Source organism: Corynebacterium sp. LaCa117, assembly GCF_046717765.1.
GTDB classification, from domain to species: Bacteria; Actinomycetota; Actinomycetes; order Mycobacteriales; family Mycobacteriaceae; genus Corynebacterium; species Corynebacterium kefirresidentii.
This window is the reverse complement of the sequence record NZ_CP177102.1, coordinates 968,891-984,814: the sequence shown is the minus strand read 5'-3', so window position 1 is coordinate 984,814 and position 15,924 is coordinate 968,891. Positions and strand designations below refer to the sequence as shown.

Here is a 15,924-nt window from a genome sequence, read left to right as displayed (position 1 = left end):
CTAGAGCGTGCGCATCCAGTTTTCCAAAAGCTGTGCGCCAGCGTCCCCGGATTTTTCCGGGTGGAATTGGGTCGCCCACAAAGCGCCATTTTCCACCGCCGCGACAAACCTATCTCCTGCGTGCTCGGTCCAGCTCACCAAGGGTGGACGGGTGATTTCCGTTTCCAACTCCCAGCGGCGAACGCCATAGGAATGCACAAAATAAAACCGCTCGTCTGCAGACAAGCCTGCAAACATATCGCTACCGACGGGTACCTCAACGGTATTCCACCCCATATGGGGCAGGACCGTAGAGTGTAGCTTTTCAACGGTGCCGGGCCACTCGCCGCAGCCGGTGGAGTTGATGTTGTGCTCCACTCCGACGTCGAAAAGCACCTGCATACCTACGCAAATACCCAGCACTGGCCGCTCCCCTGCCAGGCGCTGGCCGATGACCCTTGGCCCCTGAACCGCGTTTAGCCCGCGCATACATGCGTCAAAAGCGCCAACGCCGGGGACGAGCAGACCGTCCGCGTCCACCGCTGCTTTGGGATCCGCAGTCACGGTAACTTCCGCGCCTACTCGCTCCAGCGCGCGCTGTGCCGAGCGCACATTGCCCGCGCCATAATCCAATAATGCGACCGTCTTTGCCATGGGCTATAGCTTACGCATGCGACGCAGACGCGTCCGGATATCGTTGGTTTCACTCACGCGGGTGCGCCCAAGGATAAAGTCTGCCAGCGTCATTAGTACGCCAACGCCGAGGATAGCCACACCGGCGCCAAACGCCCCCGCGTAGCCGTAGCCGGCAACCAGCGCACCCAAAAGGGTCGAGCCCAAGCCGGTGCCGCCATCATAGAAGATATTCCAAATGGCCGAAGCTTCCGAGACGCGCTCGCGCGGTAGACGGTCAAACATCGACAACAGGGCTTCATTTTGGGCAATGCCAAAGGCCCCGCCGAATAGGAAGGCACCCAGCACAAGCCACCACACGGAGCCGTCGAGGTAGAGAGGGACAGCGATGGCGAGCACACCCACAATGGCCATGATCTGGCTGGGGATGTAGAGCCGGCCGGGAGTGCCCACGCGGTCTGCCACCATGCCGGCGAAGTAGCGGAAAATCATGGCCGCGCCACCCACGATGGACAGCATGATGCCGGCAAGGCTGGCGCCGCGCTCTGCATCTAGTTCCTGCACCGCCGGCGGCAGGAAGGATGATACGGCGCCATAACTCATAGAAAACGTCGTTAGCGCCAGCGCAGGAACGAGCACTAGCTTCCACGTAGGAACGCGGATAAGGTTCGGCTCATCCTCGGTATCGGAGGCGAGTGTGACCTTGATCTTGGGAATGCGCAGGCACAGGCCAAAACCTAGGAAGCCAATGATGCCGGCAGTGATATACGTCGAGGCATAGCCCAGCTTTTCCGCCATGACCAAGCCCAAGGGCAAAAAGACCATTTGTCCCAGTCCCGTAAACACACCGATCATGCCGGTGGCCTTGCCCAAAAGGCGAACAGGTGCCAACTCGGCAATAAGCGCAGACTCGGAAACGGTCAGCGCGCCAAAGCCCACCCCGCGCAAAGCGGAAAAGAGTAGGACAACCCAAGCATCTGTTCCCAGAAGATGTCCGAAGGCGGGGACGCCCAAGGTAAAGGCGGAAAGTGCCATCACGCGGCGATAACCCCAACGGCGCAGCAGCCACGGGGAAATGATCTGTGTAAGCACGGTGAAGGCCATGAAGATGCCGGTGGATGAGCCTGCCAAGGTAGCTGAGCCGCCGGAGTCAATGACAGCGAGCGGCACCACCGGAAGGAGGATGGACCAAGCGCCGAAAGCGGCGGCAATGGCCATCATAGTGGCGGTATAGCCCGGGATCTTCCAAATATTAGTCTCTTGGGTTTTGCTCACTTACCAAACGCTCCTACCATCCACGAAATTGCTGCTACCACGGTAATTGCGGCCAAAAGGGAGGCTACTACTGTCATTGCCTTCGACCCCTGTTGGTAGGCAGACCATGCACCGCCTACTAACATGCCTGCCACGAGGAAAAGAACCAAGATCATAACATGCATGCTTTTTAGAGTGCTCCCTTCGTCGAAGGAATTCCAGTCCGACGGGGGTCGGGTTCCACAGCAGCGCGCAGCGCACGCGCCACGGCTTTAAACTCCGCCTCCGTAAGGTGGTGCGGATCGCGCCCATAGCGCACGTTGAGGTGCAGCGTTATCGCAGCGTGGGCAGCAAGCGTTTCAAAAAAGTGGCGGTTAATCACCGTGGCGTAGTGGCCACCAATTATGTGCCACTGCAGGTGCTCTGGCTCGCCGTTCATCACGAAATAAGCGCGGCCAGAAAAATCCACCACCGCTTCCACCAACGTTTCATCCATGGGCAGTAGCTGGGATCCGAAACGACGAATGCCGGCCTTATCCCCCACTGCTTCCCGCAGTGCGGTACCGAGCACGATGGCGGTATCTTCTACGGTGTGGTGGGCATCGATCTCGGTATCACCCGCTGCCTGCACGGTGAGATCAAAGCTGCCGTGGGTGGCAAACGAGGTCAGCATATGATCGAAAAAGGGCAGGCCGGTGGAAATATCGCTGCGTCCCGTGCCGTCTAGATCGATGACCACGGAAATCTGCGATTCAGAGGTAGACCGCTGGGCGCTCCCTACACGGTTGCTCATGGTTCGCTCCTTTCTCCTCCGGCCGGATTATCCGCTACTACTGTATCCGCAAGGTCCTCAGCTACTGCCAAAAAGGCCGAGTTTTCTTCCGGCAGGCCCACGGTCATGCGCAGGTGGCCGGCAATCCCGACATCCCGGATGAGTACTTCTTTATCCAAGAACTGCTGCCATACGCGCTGCTGGTCAGCAAAGCGGCCGAAGAAGAGGAAATTGGATTCACTAGGCAGAACCGTATAGCCCAGTTCCCGCAAGCGAGCTGCCACGCGCTCGCGCTCGCTGGCGATCTTTTCCACGGTGGCGAGCGTATCCGCGCTATGGCGCAACGCCACTGTCGCCGCAGCTTGGGAGAGCACAGACAGGTGATACGGAAGTCGCACTAACATGACGGCGTCTACAAAGGCCGGATCCGCCACAAAATAACCAAGGCGGCCACCGGCGAAGTCGAAGGCCTTGGACATGGTGCGCGAGACCACCAACTTTGTGGGGTATTTATCCAGCAGCGTTACCGCGGAGGGCGAAGAGGAGAATTCGCCGTAGGCTTCATCGACGATGAGGATTCCCGGCGCGGCGTCGGCAAGCGCGGCAATATCGTCCAGACTAGTCACCCCGCCGGTGGGGTTATTCGGCGTTGTCACAAAGATGATATCCGGCTGGTGCCGCGCCACGGCCGCCAGAGCCCGGTCCATGTCGATACGGAAATCCTCGCCCCGCGGGCACTCCACAAACTGCGTATAGGTTCCGTCCGCAAGGATGGGGTGCATGGAATAGGACGGCGTAAAGCCGAGCACGCTGCGGCCTGGTCCGCCAAAGGCCTGTAGAAGCTGCTGCAAAATCTCATTGGAGCCGTTCGCCGCCCACACCTGCTCATAGCTAATACCCACGCCGGTCTGTGTGGAAACGTAATGGGCCAAGGCTTTACGCAGCTCTTCGGCATCACGTTCCGGATAGCGATTGAGCGTGGAGGCAAGGCGCTGAGTCTCCGCCACCAAATCAGCAACGAGCGCTGGAGAGGGTGGATAGGGATTTTCATTGGTATTGAGTTGGTAGGCCACAGTGAGTTGCGGCGCACCATAGGCGGACTTGCCGCGCAATTCCTCGCGCAGGGGAAGATCTGTCAATTGCGTCATTTAGTTCTCCTCGAATCGGGCGCGGATTGCTTCGCCGTGGGCAGGCAGCCCCTCAGCCTCCGCAAAGGCGATGACCTGCGGGGCAATTTCTTCCAGCGCAGCTCGGTCATAGTTAATGAGGTTGACCGGCCGCATAAAGGTGTGGGTAGACAGGCCAGCTGAAAAGCGCGCCGTGCCGGAGGTGGGCAGCACGTGATTGGAACCGGCAGCGTAGTCCCCGAGTGGCACAGGGGCGAAGTCCCCCACAAAGATGGCACCAGCGTGCTTAATCCGCTCAGCTACCGTGCCGGGTTCTGCGGTGTGGATCTCCAGGTGCTCGGCAGCATAGGCATTAGCCACCGCAATCGCTGCGTCCAGGGAATCGACCACCACAATGCCGGATTGCTCGCCGCCTAAGGCCGCGGCCGCCCGCTCCGCATTAGCGGTAGCGCCGTAGCGCGCCTCCACCTCCGCGTTCACCCGCTGAGCGAGGCTTTCTGATTCCGTTATAAGCACACTCGCTGCCATCGGATCATGCTCGGCCTGGGAGATAAGGTCATAAGCCACATACACGGGGTTTGCGGTGTCATCGGCGATGATGGCAATTTCGGTCGGACCTGCTTCTGCATCTGTCCCCACTACCCCGCGCACCAAGCGCTTGGCTGCGGTAACGAAAATATTTCCCGGCCCCGTAATCATGTCTACTGGTGCAAGCTCGGCATCATCATCGCCGTAGGCCATCAGCGCAATGGCCTGGCCACCGCCTATAGCCCACACCTCATCTACGCCAAGCATCTGGCACACAGCTAGCACCGTGGGGTGCGGTAGACCGCCGAACTCCTTTTGCGGGGGCGAGGCCACCACTAAGCTTTCTGCGCCGGCCGCCTGCGCCGGCACCGCGTTCATGATCACAGACGAGGGATAGACAGCCTTGCCTCCCGGCACGTACAAACCGACGCGTTCGATGGAGCGAAAGACCTCGGTCACCGTGGCGCCCCGAGCCAGTTCGGTGGTATGTGCGGTCGGCTTTTGTTCGAGGTGGACCTTGCGGACGCGCTCAATCGAGGCCTCAATTGCTCGGCGCACCTGCGGATCTAAGCCAGCGACGGCCTTGTCCAATTCCGCTTGCGGTACCCGCAGGTGGCGCGGGCGCACGCCATCAAAAAGTTCGCTGTAGTCCAGTGCCGCCGCGGCGCCTTCTTGACGGACGCGATGAACCATTGGTGCCACTTTGTCCACTACAGCGGCGACGTCGGTGCCGCCGCGTGGCAGGACTCGCCGCAGCTGGGCAGGGCGCAGCTTTGTGCCGCGCAAATCGATGGTCCGAAGCATTTCCGGCTCCCATTATTCTTATCGGATTTCTATTATTAAACCAATATCCTAATGTCCAAATGCCAGCGAGGGGGCGGGTTTGGACGATAGACTCGGACTCAACACAGCTTTAAGGTGGTGGCAGTGATGAGCGAGAGTGATCCTTCCCTTCTGCTCGCGCATGTCCGCGCCATCGCCCGCGAACATGGCTTGTCCTGCTGGGCGCTACCCTCAGGCGAACTTTTAGTACCCCACTCAGCCGGCGGATCTACCTTCATCTTTATAGACCAACTAGAAGAACCGGTACTCCACCTACACACCAGCCCCCGCGGCGGCGTGGACCTCAGTGAGATATCCGAACTAGCGCATGTGGCCAACGAGTGGAACCACGATTGCCTCTCACCGGCGATAGTGGTTGATTTTGACCAGCCTGAGTGCGTAAGCGTATCCGGTCATAGTTATCTACCGGCGGATAACTCCCCGAGCCGGGAACAGCTCGCGGCGTTTGTCTTACCGGCGCTGCGCAATGCCGAGGTCCTCATGGACTTGCTTGCCCAATCCCATCCCGGCCTCGTGCGCGAAGCCTCACCGCAGCTAGCCCCGCTTGCCGACGCCCCCTTAGAGCCTTTCACCCTCGATAGCCTGGCCGAAATCCTGCCGCTTATCGGAATCCAACGCTTCCAAAGCGACGGCGCCACGGCTATCTACGCGTGGGTCAATGATGTTCTCTTTTCCTTCGCTTTAGACAACGGCCCCAGCCTTATCATCAAGGGACATTGGGACCCTAGCTTGGAGGAAGCGGAATTTACCCGCCTGTTCCTCATTTGCAATGACTGGAATCGCGCCCATCACGGTGCTGTTGCATATTGCCACCACACCGCCGAAGGCCTGCAGGTGCGGATGGATGCCACCACCATTGCCGCCGCCGGCCTAACGCGGCCCCAACTCTTTAGCGCCATCGGCCGCGGCCTAAAACACATCCTGCACGGAATCGATGACATCGCACAGGAAGTTACCGGCGCCTCCCCCGTGGAATGGCCCTAGACGCGCGGCTTACCAATCATCATCGGAACTCACAAAAGCCGTGGACCAGTAGGAAAACATCGCCATAAAAGGCGCCACCGCCCAAGAGATAGCCGGGGAGAATTTCGGTGCAAATTCCACGAACTCCCCGGGGTTTTCGGGCGGATGTGTGGCGGTGACCCCGCCAAATACGTAAAACGAGGCCGCTCCTGCCAAGGCGCACACGCCGACCCACAAGAGCATCGACAAGCCCCGCCCTTGCCGACGCAGATACGCACCCAAGCCCAAGAGCAGTCCGAGTAGGCCGGTAATGAGGGCAAAGGTAATGAAGGCGATGAACTGGGCGCTGCCCATCGCTTCGATGGCATAACCGCCATCGTCTACCTCATGGCCGGCAAGCGTCGGACGGGAAAGCCCCCACAGCGCACCTGCCACGCCAAAGACCAAGAGCGCACACGCGAGTAACCCCGCACCAAAACCTAGGGTGCGGGGTAAGCGGCGCTGGGACAGAGACAACTTAGTTGCAGAAGGTCCAGTTGCCATTCTCGCGACGGAAGCGAACCGTAGAGGTCTCATTGCCCTCAGAGTTGGACACGCTCACGGTTGCAGAAGCATCGTCACCGTTGACCACAATGTCGTTAACAGACTGCAGCTTGGTCGACTGCGGGATGGACTCCAGCTGGCTAGCAAACTTCTCCACCTCACCGTTGCCGCCGCCCTGCTGGCGCATGGTGTTGGCGTACTCAGCGAAGGACTGGTTCGGCAGGCTATCGACGTACTGCTGGTACTGGCCAAACTCCTTGGACTGGCCTTCACGCACGGCTTGGCAGGCGTGCTGCGGCATGTAGTTGAAGTATTCCTTCACATTATCGATCTCGTGCTGGCCGCGGACCAGCTGCTCGATGGCCTGCTTGTCAGCATCATTTGCGTCCTGGCCACCCTCAATCGGCTTGATGTCCTTCGCCCCAGCGAAAGGATCCTCGCCATTATTTAGCGGGTTGGCCATCTGATCTGGGCCCTCGCCAGGGGCGCCCTCGCCGTCTTGGCCCTCTGCACCAGCAGCGCCGTCCTTGTTTTCGCCGTCCTTGTTTTTATCCTTATCCTTGTTTTTGTCCTTGTCCTTATCGGCGTCTTTATCCTGGGACTTGTCTGCAGACTTATCCTCAGAAGACTTTGAGGCAGTGGTGGCGGCAGCCTTCTTAGAATCGTCGTTGTTGTCATCCGAACCACATGCAGCCAGCGCCAAGGGGGCAACCAGCGCTACGGCGATAAGGGACTTCCTAGCAGGGGTCAAAAAGGACAAGGGAAAACTCCTGAATCAATCTTGCGAATGTGAAGCGCCCTAAGGCAGCTTCTTTTTGTCTTCGCAATACTAACAACACCACGATGGAAATGACATTGATACTCCATTAAAAGAACCTGTGAACTACCGCCCCGCTCGTCCTAGTCCGTACAATCACCAAGGTGCATATCAATCGCGAGAGTATTATCGACGCCGCTATTTCCTTGCTTGATACCTATGGGCTGGGCGACGTCACCATGCGCCGCGTTGCATCCTCCCTCGGCGTTGCCCCCGGCGCGCTTTACTGGCACATTGCCAATAAACAGGCGCTCATTGCGGCTTTGGCTGAAGACATTATCTCCCCCGTTTCTGGGGAGTCGCTCGAGGAGCTCAGCCTCAACCTGCGCGATGCGCTACTCGCCCACCGCGACGGCGCTGAGGTAGTCATTGCCGGCCTCTCCCTGCCTCAGGCCCCCGCCTGGGACTACCTCTTATCCGTCTTTTGCTCTGCCGCAGCGCGTGGTGCCTATGAAGCCGACAGTGCCCACCGCGCCGCCGCCCTATCGGCCATTCACCTCGTACTCGGTGCCACCTTGATGGAACAGTCCCAACGCCAGCTTGCAGAAACCACCGGCGAGGCTCCTAGCTCTAATTATCGCGACGACCTCCATCGCGGCATTCGCATAATTCACGCTGGACTTACGCACGGCACTGGAGACTAAAAAGTGGTTATGCTCGTGGGCATGAACACTCCCGCCATGGACGCAGTCCCCACGCCCACCGAGCGCTACGGCCGCCAAATCTGGCCTGGCAAACCTACCCCACTGGGATCCACCTTTGACGGATCCGGCACCAATTTTGCCCTATTTTCTGAGGTAGCAGACAAGGTCGAGCTCTGCCTCATCGACAAAGAAGGCAATGAAGAGCGCATAGAAATGTCAGAGGTCACTGCCCATGTGTGGCACGTCTACCTCCCCAATGTCACCCCTGGCCAGCGCTATGGCTACCGCGTTTATGGCCCCTATGAACCTGAAAACGGCCTGCGCTGCGATCCTTCCAAGCTCCTCGTTGATCCATATGCCCGCGCCTTCGACGGCGAATTCGACGGCGATGCCTCCCTATATTCTTATGACATCCATGCCGAAGAGCCCGGCACCGGACGCAACGAAGAGGACTCGCTGGGCCACACCATGCTCTCCGTGGTCATCAACCCTTTCTTTGACTGGCGCAGCGACCATCGCCCGCACATTCCAGACAACGAGAAGGTCATTTACGAAACTCACGTCAAGGGCATGACTATGACCCACCCAGACGTGCCGGAAGAACTGCGCGGTACTTACGCCGGCATGGCGCACCCCGCCATCATTGACTACTTCAAGGATCTCGGCGTCACCACCGTCGAGCTCATGCCCGTCCACCAATTTTTGCAAGACGATCGCCTGCGCAACTTGGGCCTGCGCAACTACTGGGGCTATAACACCTTCGGCTTTTTCGCCCCGCACCACGACTACGCCTATGCCAAAAAGCCAGGCGAGGTGGTCTCCGAATTCAAGACCATGGTCCGCGCCTTCCACGAGGCAGGCATCGAGGTAATCCTTGACGTGGTTTATAACCACACCGCCGAAGGCAACCACATGGGGCCCACCATTGCCTTCCGCGGCATTGACAATGGCGCTTACTATCGCCTCGTCGAAGGCGATGAAGCCCACTACATGGACTACACCGGCACCGGCAATTCCCTCAATGTCCGCAACCCGCACTCGCTGCAGCTGATTATGGATTCCCTGCGCTACTGGGTCACGGAGATGCGAGTCGATGGCTTCCGCTTCGACCTGGCGGCGACTTTGGCGCGAGAGCTTGACGACGTCGATAAGCTCGCTACCTTCTTCGACCTTGTCCAACAAGACCCCATTGTCAGCCAGGTCAAGCTCATCGCCGAGCCCTGGGACATTGGCCACGATGGCTACCAGGTAGGCAACTTCCCGCCTATCTGGAGCGAATGGAACGGCAAGTACCGCGATACCGTGCGCGATTTCTGGCGCGGTGAGCCCGCTACTCTGGGTGAATTCGCCTCCCGTCTGACCGGGTCGTCGGATCTTTATGCCGATAATGACCGCCGCCCCACCGCTTCTATCAACTTCATCACCGCCCACGATGGCTTTACCCTGCGCGACCTCGTGTCCTATAACGACAAGCACAACGAGGCCAATGGCGAGGACAATCGCGACGGCGAGTCCTTCAACCGCTCCTGGAACTGCGGTGAAGAAGGCCCCACCGATAACGAAGAAATCCGCAAGCTGCGGCGCCGCCAGGTGCGCAATTTCCTAACCACGCTCTTGCTCTCCCAGGGCACTCCGATGCTCTCGCACGGCGATGAGTTCGGCCGCACCCAAGACGGAAATAATAACGTCTACTGCCAAGACAACGAGCTGGCATGGATGGACTGGTCCATGCTGAAAGAAGAAAAGTCCGCCGCAATGCTGGGATTTACCAAGCGCGTGCTGACCATTCGCAATCACCACCCCGTATTCCGCCGCAAACGCTTCTTGGCCGGTGGCCCGCTAGGCGCGGATGTAAAAGAACGCGATATCGCCTGGCTGGTCCCCTCTGGCCGCCTGATGACCCAAGACGACTGGGACCACGATTTCGGCCGCGCTCTTATGGTCTACCTCAATGGCAATGCCATCACGGAGACCACCTCCCGCGGCGAACGTATCACCGATGATTCCTTCATCATGATATTCAACTCCCACGACGGCGAAATCGAGTTCACCCTGCCTACCAAGGATCTCGGCGCCACCTGGCGGCTGATGGTCGATACCGCCGATTCCGGCGGCTACCCCGCGGAGGAAACCCTCATTGAGGCAGAGGGTACGATCACGGTGCAACCGCGTTCAACGCTGATCTTGCGTCAGGTTGAGCCGCCCGTTTTTGACTCCTAGAGAAAGGCCCCTCGTGTCATTTCCCGCGCACGGCGTACTCATCGATGTCACAGCGGATAAACTCGTGCTCCACCGCACGCTGCTGGCCACCAGCCTTGGCGCCCCCGCCACGCAGGGTATCCCGCTCGATTCCATCGACACTGTGCGCGTGAATGAACCGACCGCCACCGGCTTTGGCGCCCTCGACCTTGGCGCCGCCGGTTCCATCGCTTTTGCCCCGCACCAAGACCCGCAGGCCGTCGCCCGCGCCATCGCCGCCGCCCAGCGCGGCGAGGCCCCCTCCGCCACCGCCACCATCCCGGGGCTCGATTTCACCGCCGTGGATGTAGAAACGGCCAATGATAACTGGGGCTCCATCTGCCAAATCGGCGCGGTTCGCTTCCGCGATGGCCAAGAGACCGACTCCCGTTCCTGGCTGTGCACCCCTCCACCGGGCCTAGAGCACTTTGCGGATATAAACGTCTCCATCCACGGCATTACCGCGAGCGATGTGGAAGGGGCGCCAGCTTTTGCCGACGTCGCCAAAAAGCTCTTCGACTTCCTCGGCGGCGACGTACTTGTCGCGCACAACGCCCAATTCGATTCCACCGCACTGCGCTCCGGCCTGCTTACCGCCGGCGCCGAGGTACCCACGGTGCCGCTGGCATGCTCCCTCGCGCTAGCCCGCGACGCCTCTAAAGCCAAGGTAATTTCGGTGCGCAATCACAAGCTGCCCACCGTCGCAGCCCACCTTTCCGCGCCGGATTTTAGCCACCACGACGCCACCGAAGATGCCCGCGCAGCCGGCGAAATCATCGCCCGCTTGGCAGAGCGCTTCGGACACACCGGCAGCATCCGCGATCTATTCACCGCCCGCAAGTTCACCCTTGGCCGCCTCGAGTCCACGGCCGTCCTTCCCGTCCTGCGCGCCCACACGGCCCCGACCTCCGGCGCCGACCTCGGCGCAGGCACCGACTTCCGCGACCAGACCCGCGCGGCCGGCTCGGCAAAAAAGAAATCCGGTGGTCCCGCCCCCTGGCAGTCTGTCGCCACGCCAGATACTATCCCCGAGCCCAATCCAGACGCTGATCCGGAAGGCGCACTCTACGGGAAGTATGTCACCCTCACCGGTGATTTCGAGCCCTATGACAAGGGGATGCTGTGGCAGGGCATCGCCGAGCGCGGCGGCCAGGTAGCCAAAAACGTCACCAAAAAGACCACGCTGCTTATCGTGGGCGAATGGGCCAAGAAAACCTCCAAGGAAAAGCGTGCGGAGGAACTGCAGGCCAAGGGCCAAAAAATCGACATCTGGCCGGCCGATAAGCTCTTTGCCGAACTCCAACTCGACGCCGAGCCGCCCTTTTAATTTTCCCGGGAACCAAACGGCGGTTTCTCCAGTCCAATAAAGGCGACTGCACCCTAGCCCACTGGAGAGCCCCGTCGTGACCGTCGCCCTGCGTTCGCCGCGTCCTACCACCGCAAACCTGCTGCCTGCCCTCTTTGCCCGTTCCTGGCTAAAAGAACAGCGGCTTTCCGACGACGGCTTTTGCGACTCCCTTGCCACCATCCAGCTCTCCCCCAGCCTGTCCATGGCGCTTGTCTTTCCAGGCAAGCGTAGCTTCCGCCGACTAAGCCACCGCGGCTTGGCAGACATGGACATTTCCACGCGCCGGGCGTGGAACCACGCCTCACATAACCTGCAACGCGCCGCCCTCGATTCGCAGGGACTGCGTTTCTGGACTCGTCCGGCTGCCTGCGAGCTCCCTTCCGCCTCCCACCTCGGGGGCCTACAGGTTCGCTCCCACGGCGCACCGATTTCCTCCTGGATCGCTCACCCAGAAACATTTACTGTGCTGGACAAGCACATGCGCCGCCTCCTGCGTTCGCACTCGCTGACCTACCTTGTCCCAGACTCCGCCACCCTCTTCGTTTTTGCCCGCCTGCCGGACACCTATGCCTGCCAGCTGGCTGCCGATGCCGTCGCGCGCGTGCCCTACCATCGCACCGTGCTCCACCCGCGCCCGCTAGTATGGTCTAACGGATTCCCGCGGGAGTTATGAAAGGAGCACCATGCCGGAAAGTAGGATGTCGCGGCTAAGCAACCAGTACCACGACTGGGCGCGCAACCACCCCACCGCTGCGGGGGACTTCCGCACCGCCATCGAGGATCTCCTCAATGACGCCGGTATCATCTTCGACCGCGTTTCTACCCGCGTCAAAACTTGGCCCTCGCTTAAGGCAAAGGCCAAAAAGCGCCGCGAGAACGGCGATTTTGTCTACCCCCAGCCGTGGCAGGAGATCCACGATGTGATGGGGGTGCGGGTCACGCTGTTTCACTCCACCGCCATTCCAGAAGCGCTGAGCGTTTTTGGTGAATCGTTTAAAGTCGAGCGTTCCGTTGATAAAGCAGCCGAGACCCGCATTTCCGGCGGCTTTGGCTACGGCTCCCACCACCTCGTGCTCACCGTGACCGAAGATAGCGCTGCCGCAATGGAAGAGCTCGCGAACTACGTAGGTTGGACCTTTGAGGTGCAGATTCGCACCGTTCTGCAGCACGCATGGGCGGAGTTTGAGCACGATATCCGCTACAAGCAGGGGCCCAACCCGCCCTCACCTGAAGTAGACCGCCTCTTTACCTTGGCCGCGGGGCTTATCGAGCTTGCGGACCAACAATTTGACGAGATTGCTGCGCTCAAGGCCCCCAGTACGGAAACCGATAGGGACGTCGAGCTTACCGCCGAGACCCTACCGGGCGTGCTGGCCATTATCCTGGGCAACCGCTTCCCGCTCTCGCGCTCGGAGCACTACCGATTCTTGGCGGAGTTATTGGAGCAAAACGGCGTGCGCCACTTGAGCCAGCTCGAGCAGCTGCTTGACGATACTGCCATTGCCCACGTCCACGACGCCATGCGCTACCGCTTCCGTCCCGGCCAGGTGCGGCTTATCGACGACTTGCTGCTCAACAAATTTGGCAAGCAGCATATCGAGGCCACCGCCGAATCCGGTGACCGACCGGGCCGCAAGCGTCGGCTTAGTGCGCGCCTGAAAGCTTTGCGCGCTGCCCACTAGTTTCGGCTGATTATCGGAAACCGCCGCGGAATTTCTCCATATCGCGGCGTTCCTTCTTCGTCGGTCGTCCCGCCCCGCGTGGGCGCACGGGTACCGACGGCATAAACTCCTTGGGTGGAGGCGGCGGCGCATGGTCCGTGTAGCACGTGCGCGCCACGGGTGCGCCCACGCGCTTGGCCACAGTCGCTAAGACCTCAAGGTCATGCTCGTGGTGATTGCGCCACACGCGCACACGGTCGCCCGGCACCACCTGCTGGGAGGGCTTGACTGCTTCACCATTTATCTTCACGTGCCCGGCGCGCACGGCCGTCGCGGCCGCGGATCGGGTTTTAAACATGCGCACGGCCCACACCCAGGCATCAATCCGGACGGGGCGGCCGCTAGGTTGCGGTGCCGGCATCTAGTATTGGTTGTGGTTCTCGTTGACGATTTTCTGGATCTTCAGCCAGTTATAGCCGCCACCAACTACGGCGACGATGGCGCCCACCAACATCCAGGCCCAGAAACTAGCCGATAGCGCACCCAGCACTGCGCCCACGCCGAGGCCGCCAGCCACGCACACAACGGCGTTGCGGGAGTGTTTGCGCACCTGCTGCTTGCGCTGCGCAATGGGGTTATTCGGTCGCTGCTGCATACTCATGTTCAGGATCCTACCTCAACCCACGCGCTGCCAGCTTCTGCCGCCGCGAGCTGGCCCTGCGAGATCGCTGCGAGCGTTGCTTCCAGCTCTTCTAGCCCACCTGGGCGCACGGCCACAGTAAAGGTTACAGCGGCCGCGTAGGCGGTATCGGTTATCTCATAGTCGCGCCCGCGCAGATCCGCCTCCACTCGCCCGGCCGTTGCATGTGGGCACTCCACGGCATAGAGCTCCCGGCGCGCCCGGGTTACCGCACGCACCTTTTCCATGGCCTCACTCACCGCGCCACCATAGGCATGCACGAGGCCGCCGGCGCCTAACTTGATGCCACCGAAGTAGCGCACTACCACTGCGCAGACATCGAGCATGCCGGAGCCTTTGACCACATCCAGCATGGGTTTTCCGGCAGTGCCGGAGGGCTCGCCATCATCGGAGGAGCGTTCCACTGGGTTTGCACCGTCGACGTGATAGATGTAAGCGGAGCAGTGGTGGCGGGCGTCGGGAAAGCGGGTGCGGGCGGCGTCGATAAACGCGCGGGCCTCTTCCTCATTGGTGACGCGGCCGATCAAAGTAATAAATCGGGAACGCTTGATTTCAATTTCGTGTTCGACCTGGCCTACTGGGCGACGATAAGAATTTTGCATTAGGCTACGAGGAATTCATACTCGGGGGTGCCGGGCTTGAGGTACTGCACCGAAATTTTGGATTCACCCATGCGTTGCAGCAGGCCGTCGAGATCCTCGGCGCGGCTAAGCTGCAGGCCCACTAGCGCCGCACCGGTTTCCCGGTTATTGCGCTTGAGATACTCAAAGAGTGTGATGTCATCGGTCGGACCCAAAATCTCGTGCAAAAAGTGGCGCAGCTGCCCGGGCTCCTGCGGGAAGTTCACCAGGAAGTAATGCTTGAGCCCCCGGTGGACTAGGGAGCGCTCCATGATTTCTGCATAGCGCAGCACGTCATTATTGCCGCCGGAAATCACGCATACCACCGTCGAGCCCGGTTTCAGGTCCAGCTGGTGCAAGCCCGCCACCGACAGTGCACCGGCCGGCTCGGCAATGATGCCCTCATTTTGATACAGGTTGAGCAAGTCCGTGCACACCGCGCCTTCGGACACGGTGTCAAAGCTCAGGCGCTCGCGATTGGCGTCCAAAATCTCATAGGGCAGCGCGCCCAAGCGCTTTACGGCCGCGCCATCAACAAAGGGGTCGACCGCATCCAGCGTGACCGGGCCCCCGTGGTCAAACGCCGCTCTTAGCGACGCCGCCCCTTCCGGCTCCATGCCCACCACCCGAGTATCCGGTGCCATATCCGCCAGGTAGGAGGTGATGCCAGAAATCAGGCCGCCGCCTCCTACGGGAACGACAACGGCATCGGGCGACTTGCCCTTGGCCGAAAGCTGCGCGAGAACCTCTGCGGCTACGGTGCCCTGCCCGGTGATGGTATCGCGGGCGTCGAAGGGCTCGATGAAGGCGGCGTCGCGCTCGGCGGCGTCGGCATGCGCGGCTGCGGCTGCCTCATCGAAGTTGGAACCAACTACCACCAGTTCTACTTGGTCGCCGCCGTGAACCAGGATGCGGTCGCGCTTTTGCATCGGCGTGGGCTCTGGCACAAAAATCTTGCCGGAGATTCCCATTGTGCGGCAGGCATAAGCCACGCCCTGCGCATGATTGCCGGCCGAGGCCGTAACAATTCCCCGGTGCCGCTGCTCTTGCGGCAGATTCGACATCCCGTTTAACGCGCCACGAATCTTATAGGAGCGCACGTCCTGTAGATCCTCGCGCTTGAGGTAGACCTCGCAGCCCGTCTCGGCCGACAGCCGGGCGCAATACTGCAGCGGAGTCGGGGCGATTTCCGAGCTAATCCGTGCCTGCGCCTGCTGGATATCGGATGCATGGATGGTCGAATCAGTCATGTCT

At 60.4% G+C, this 15,924-nt stretch carries 18 protein-coding genes; 6 read left to right on the top strand and 12 right to left on the bottom strand.

Annotation, left to right across the window (positions count from 1 at the left end; all coding sequences use genetic code 11):
- The 6 genes from hisH to hisD are packed head-to-tail and all read right to left on the bottom strand — an operon-like array spanning window position 1 to window position 5,097.
- Window positions 1-633, bottom strand: coding sequence for an imidazole glycerol phosphate synthase subunit HisH (gene hisH / locus ACLI1L_RS04960; protein WP_086587430.1), 633 nt, complete (start codon window positions 631-633; stop codon window positions 1-3).
- A 3-nt stretch (window positions 634-636) separates the two neighbouring features.
- Entirely contained in the window at window positions 637-1,887 is a 1,251-nt protein-coding gene (locus ACLI1L_RS04955; protein WP_411708230.1) for an MFS transporter, read from the bottom strand.
- On the bottom strand, window positions 1,884-2,042 hold the full coding sequence (locus ACLI1L_RS04950; RefSeq protein WP_239207681.1) for a hypothetical protein: 159 nt from the start codon (window positions 2,040-2,042) through the stop codon (window positions 1,884-1,886). The genes ACLI1L_RS04955 and ACLI1L_RS04950 overlap by 4 nt, the downstream gene beginning before the upstream one ends.
- A gap of 14 nt (window positions 2,043-2,056) precedes the next feature.
- Entirely contained in the window at window positions 2,057-2,659 is a 603-nt protein-coding gene (gene hisB, locus ACLI1L_RS04945) for an imidazoleglycerol-phosphate dehydratase HisB (RefSeq protein ID WP_086587428.1), read from the bottom strand.
- Window positions 2,656-3,786, bottom strand: coding sequence for a histidinol-phosphate transaminase (locus ACLI1L_RS04940; RefSeq protein WP_411708229.1), 1,131 nt, complete (start codon window positions 3,784-3,786; stop codon window positions 2,656-2,658). The genes hisB and ACLI1L_RS04940 overlap by 4 nt, the downstream gene beginning before the upstream one ends.
- Window positions 3,787-5,097, bottom strand: a complete 1,311-nt coding sequence (gene hisD, locus ACLI1L_RS04935; RefSeq protein WP_411708228.1) for a histidinol dehydrogenase — start codon at window positions 5,095-5,097, stop codon at window positions 3,787-3,789.
- A 126-nt stretch (window positions 5,098-5,223) separates the two neighbouring features.
- Between hisD and ACLI1L_RS04930 the strand changes: the two genes are divergently transcribed.
- Window positions 5,224-6,120: a hypothetical protein gene (locus ACLI1L_RS04930; protein ID WP_411708227.1), complete on the top strand. Its 897-nt coding sequence runs from the start codon at window positions 5,224-5,226 to the stop codon at window positions 6,118-6,120.
- Between the two features lie 9 nt (window positions 6,121-6,129).
- Here ACLI1L_RS04930 and ACLI1L_RS04925 read toward each other — a convergent pair whose 3' ends face one another.
- Window positions 6,130-6,642: a hypothetical protein gene (locus tag ACLI1L_RS04925; protein WP_244169494.1), complete on the bottom strand. Its 513-nt coding sequence runs from the start codon at window positions 6,640-6,642 to the stop codon at window positions 6,130-6,132.
- Window positions 6,617-7,402, bottom strand: a complete 786-nt coding sequence (locus ACLI1L_RS04920) for a hypothetical protein (protein ID WP_394285925.1) — start codon at window positions 7,400-7,402, stop codon at window positions 6,617-6,619. The genes ACLI1L_RS04925 and ACLI1L_RS04920 overlap by 26 nt, the downstream gene beginning before the upstream one ends.
- 161 nt (window positions 7,403-7,563) lie before the next feature.
- Between ACLI1L_RS04920 and ACLI1L_RS04915 the strand changes: the two genes are divergently transcribed.
- From ACLI1L_RS04915 to ACLI1L_RS04895, 5 genes are all read left to right on the top strand, one after another.
- Window positions 7,564-8,103 carry a TetR family transcriptional regulator gene (locus ACLI1L_RS04915; protein WP_086587424.1) on the top strand — a complete coding sequence of 180 codons (540 nt, stop codon included), beginning with the start codon at window positions 7,564-7,566 and terminating at the stop codon, window positions 8,101-8,103.
- Window positions 8,104-8,124: 21 nt separating this feature from the next.
- Entirely contained in the window at window positions 8,125-10,323 is a 2,199-nt protein-coding gene (gene glgX, locus ACLI1L_RS04910; RefSeq protein WP_208612425.1) for a glycogen debranching protein GlgX, read from the top strand.
- Window positions 10,324-10,336: 13 nt separating this feature from the next.
- On the top strand, window positions 10,337-11,668 hold the full coding sequence (locus ACLI1L_RS04905) for an exonuclease domain-containing protein (protein ID WP_411708226.1): 1,332 nt from the start codon (window positions 10,337-10,339) through the stop codon (window positions 11,666-11,668).
- A gap of 76 nt (window positions 11,669-11,744) precedes the next feature.
- On the top strand, window positions 11,745-12,362 hold the full coding sequence (locus tag ACLI1L_RS04900; protein ID WP_023021237.1) for a hypothetical protein: 618 nt from the start codon (window positions 11,745-11,747) through the stop codon (window positions 12,360-12,362).
- Window positions 12,363-12,372: 10 nt separating this feature from the next.
- Complete coding sequence (locus ACLI1L_RS04895; RefSeq protein ID WP_411708225.1) at window positions 12,373-13,371, top strand: GTP pyrophosphokinase family protein; 999 nt, start codon at window positions 12,373-12,375, stop codon at window positions 13,369-13,371.
- A 10-nt stretch (window positions 13,372-13,381) separates the two neighbouring features.
- Here ACLI1L_RS04895 and ACLI1L_RS04890 read toward each other — a convergent pair whose 3' ends face one another.
- The 4 genes from ACLI1L_RS04890 to ilvA are packed head-to-tail and all read right to left on the bottom strand — an operon-like array spanning window position 13,382 to window position 15,920.
- A complete protein-coding gene (locus ACLI1L_RS04890) occupies window positions 13,382-13,771 on the bottom strand; it encodes an RNA-binding S4 domain-containing protein (RefSeq protein ID WP_023021235.1) in 390 nt (129 codons plus the stop codon).
- Entirely contained in the window at window positions 13,772-14,011 is a 240-nt protein-coding gene (locus tag ACLI1L_RS04885; RefSeq protein WP_049361101.1) for a hypothetical protein, read from the bottom strand.
- A gap of 2 nt (window positions 14,012-14,013) precedes the next feature.
- The gene (locus tag ACLI1L_RS04880; protein WP_086587420.1) at window positions 14,014-14,652 is read right to left on the bottom strand and encodes a YigZ family protein; all 639 of its coding nucleotides are present in this window, start codon (window positions 14,650-14,652) and stop codon (window positions 14,014-14,016) included.
- On the bottom strand, window positions 14,652-15,920 hold the full coding sequence (ilvA, locus tag ACLI1L_RS04875) for a threonine ammonia-lyase IlvA (RefSeq protein ID WP_411708224.1): 1,269 nt from the start codon (window positions 15,918-15,920) through the stop codon (window positions 14,652-14,654). Before ilvA ends, ACLI1L_RS04880 begins: the two co-directional genes overlap by 1 nt.
- Between the last annotated feature and the right edge of the window lie 4 nt (window positions 15,921-15,924).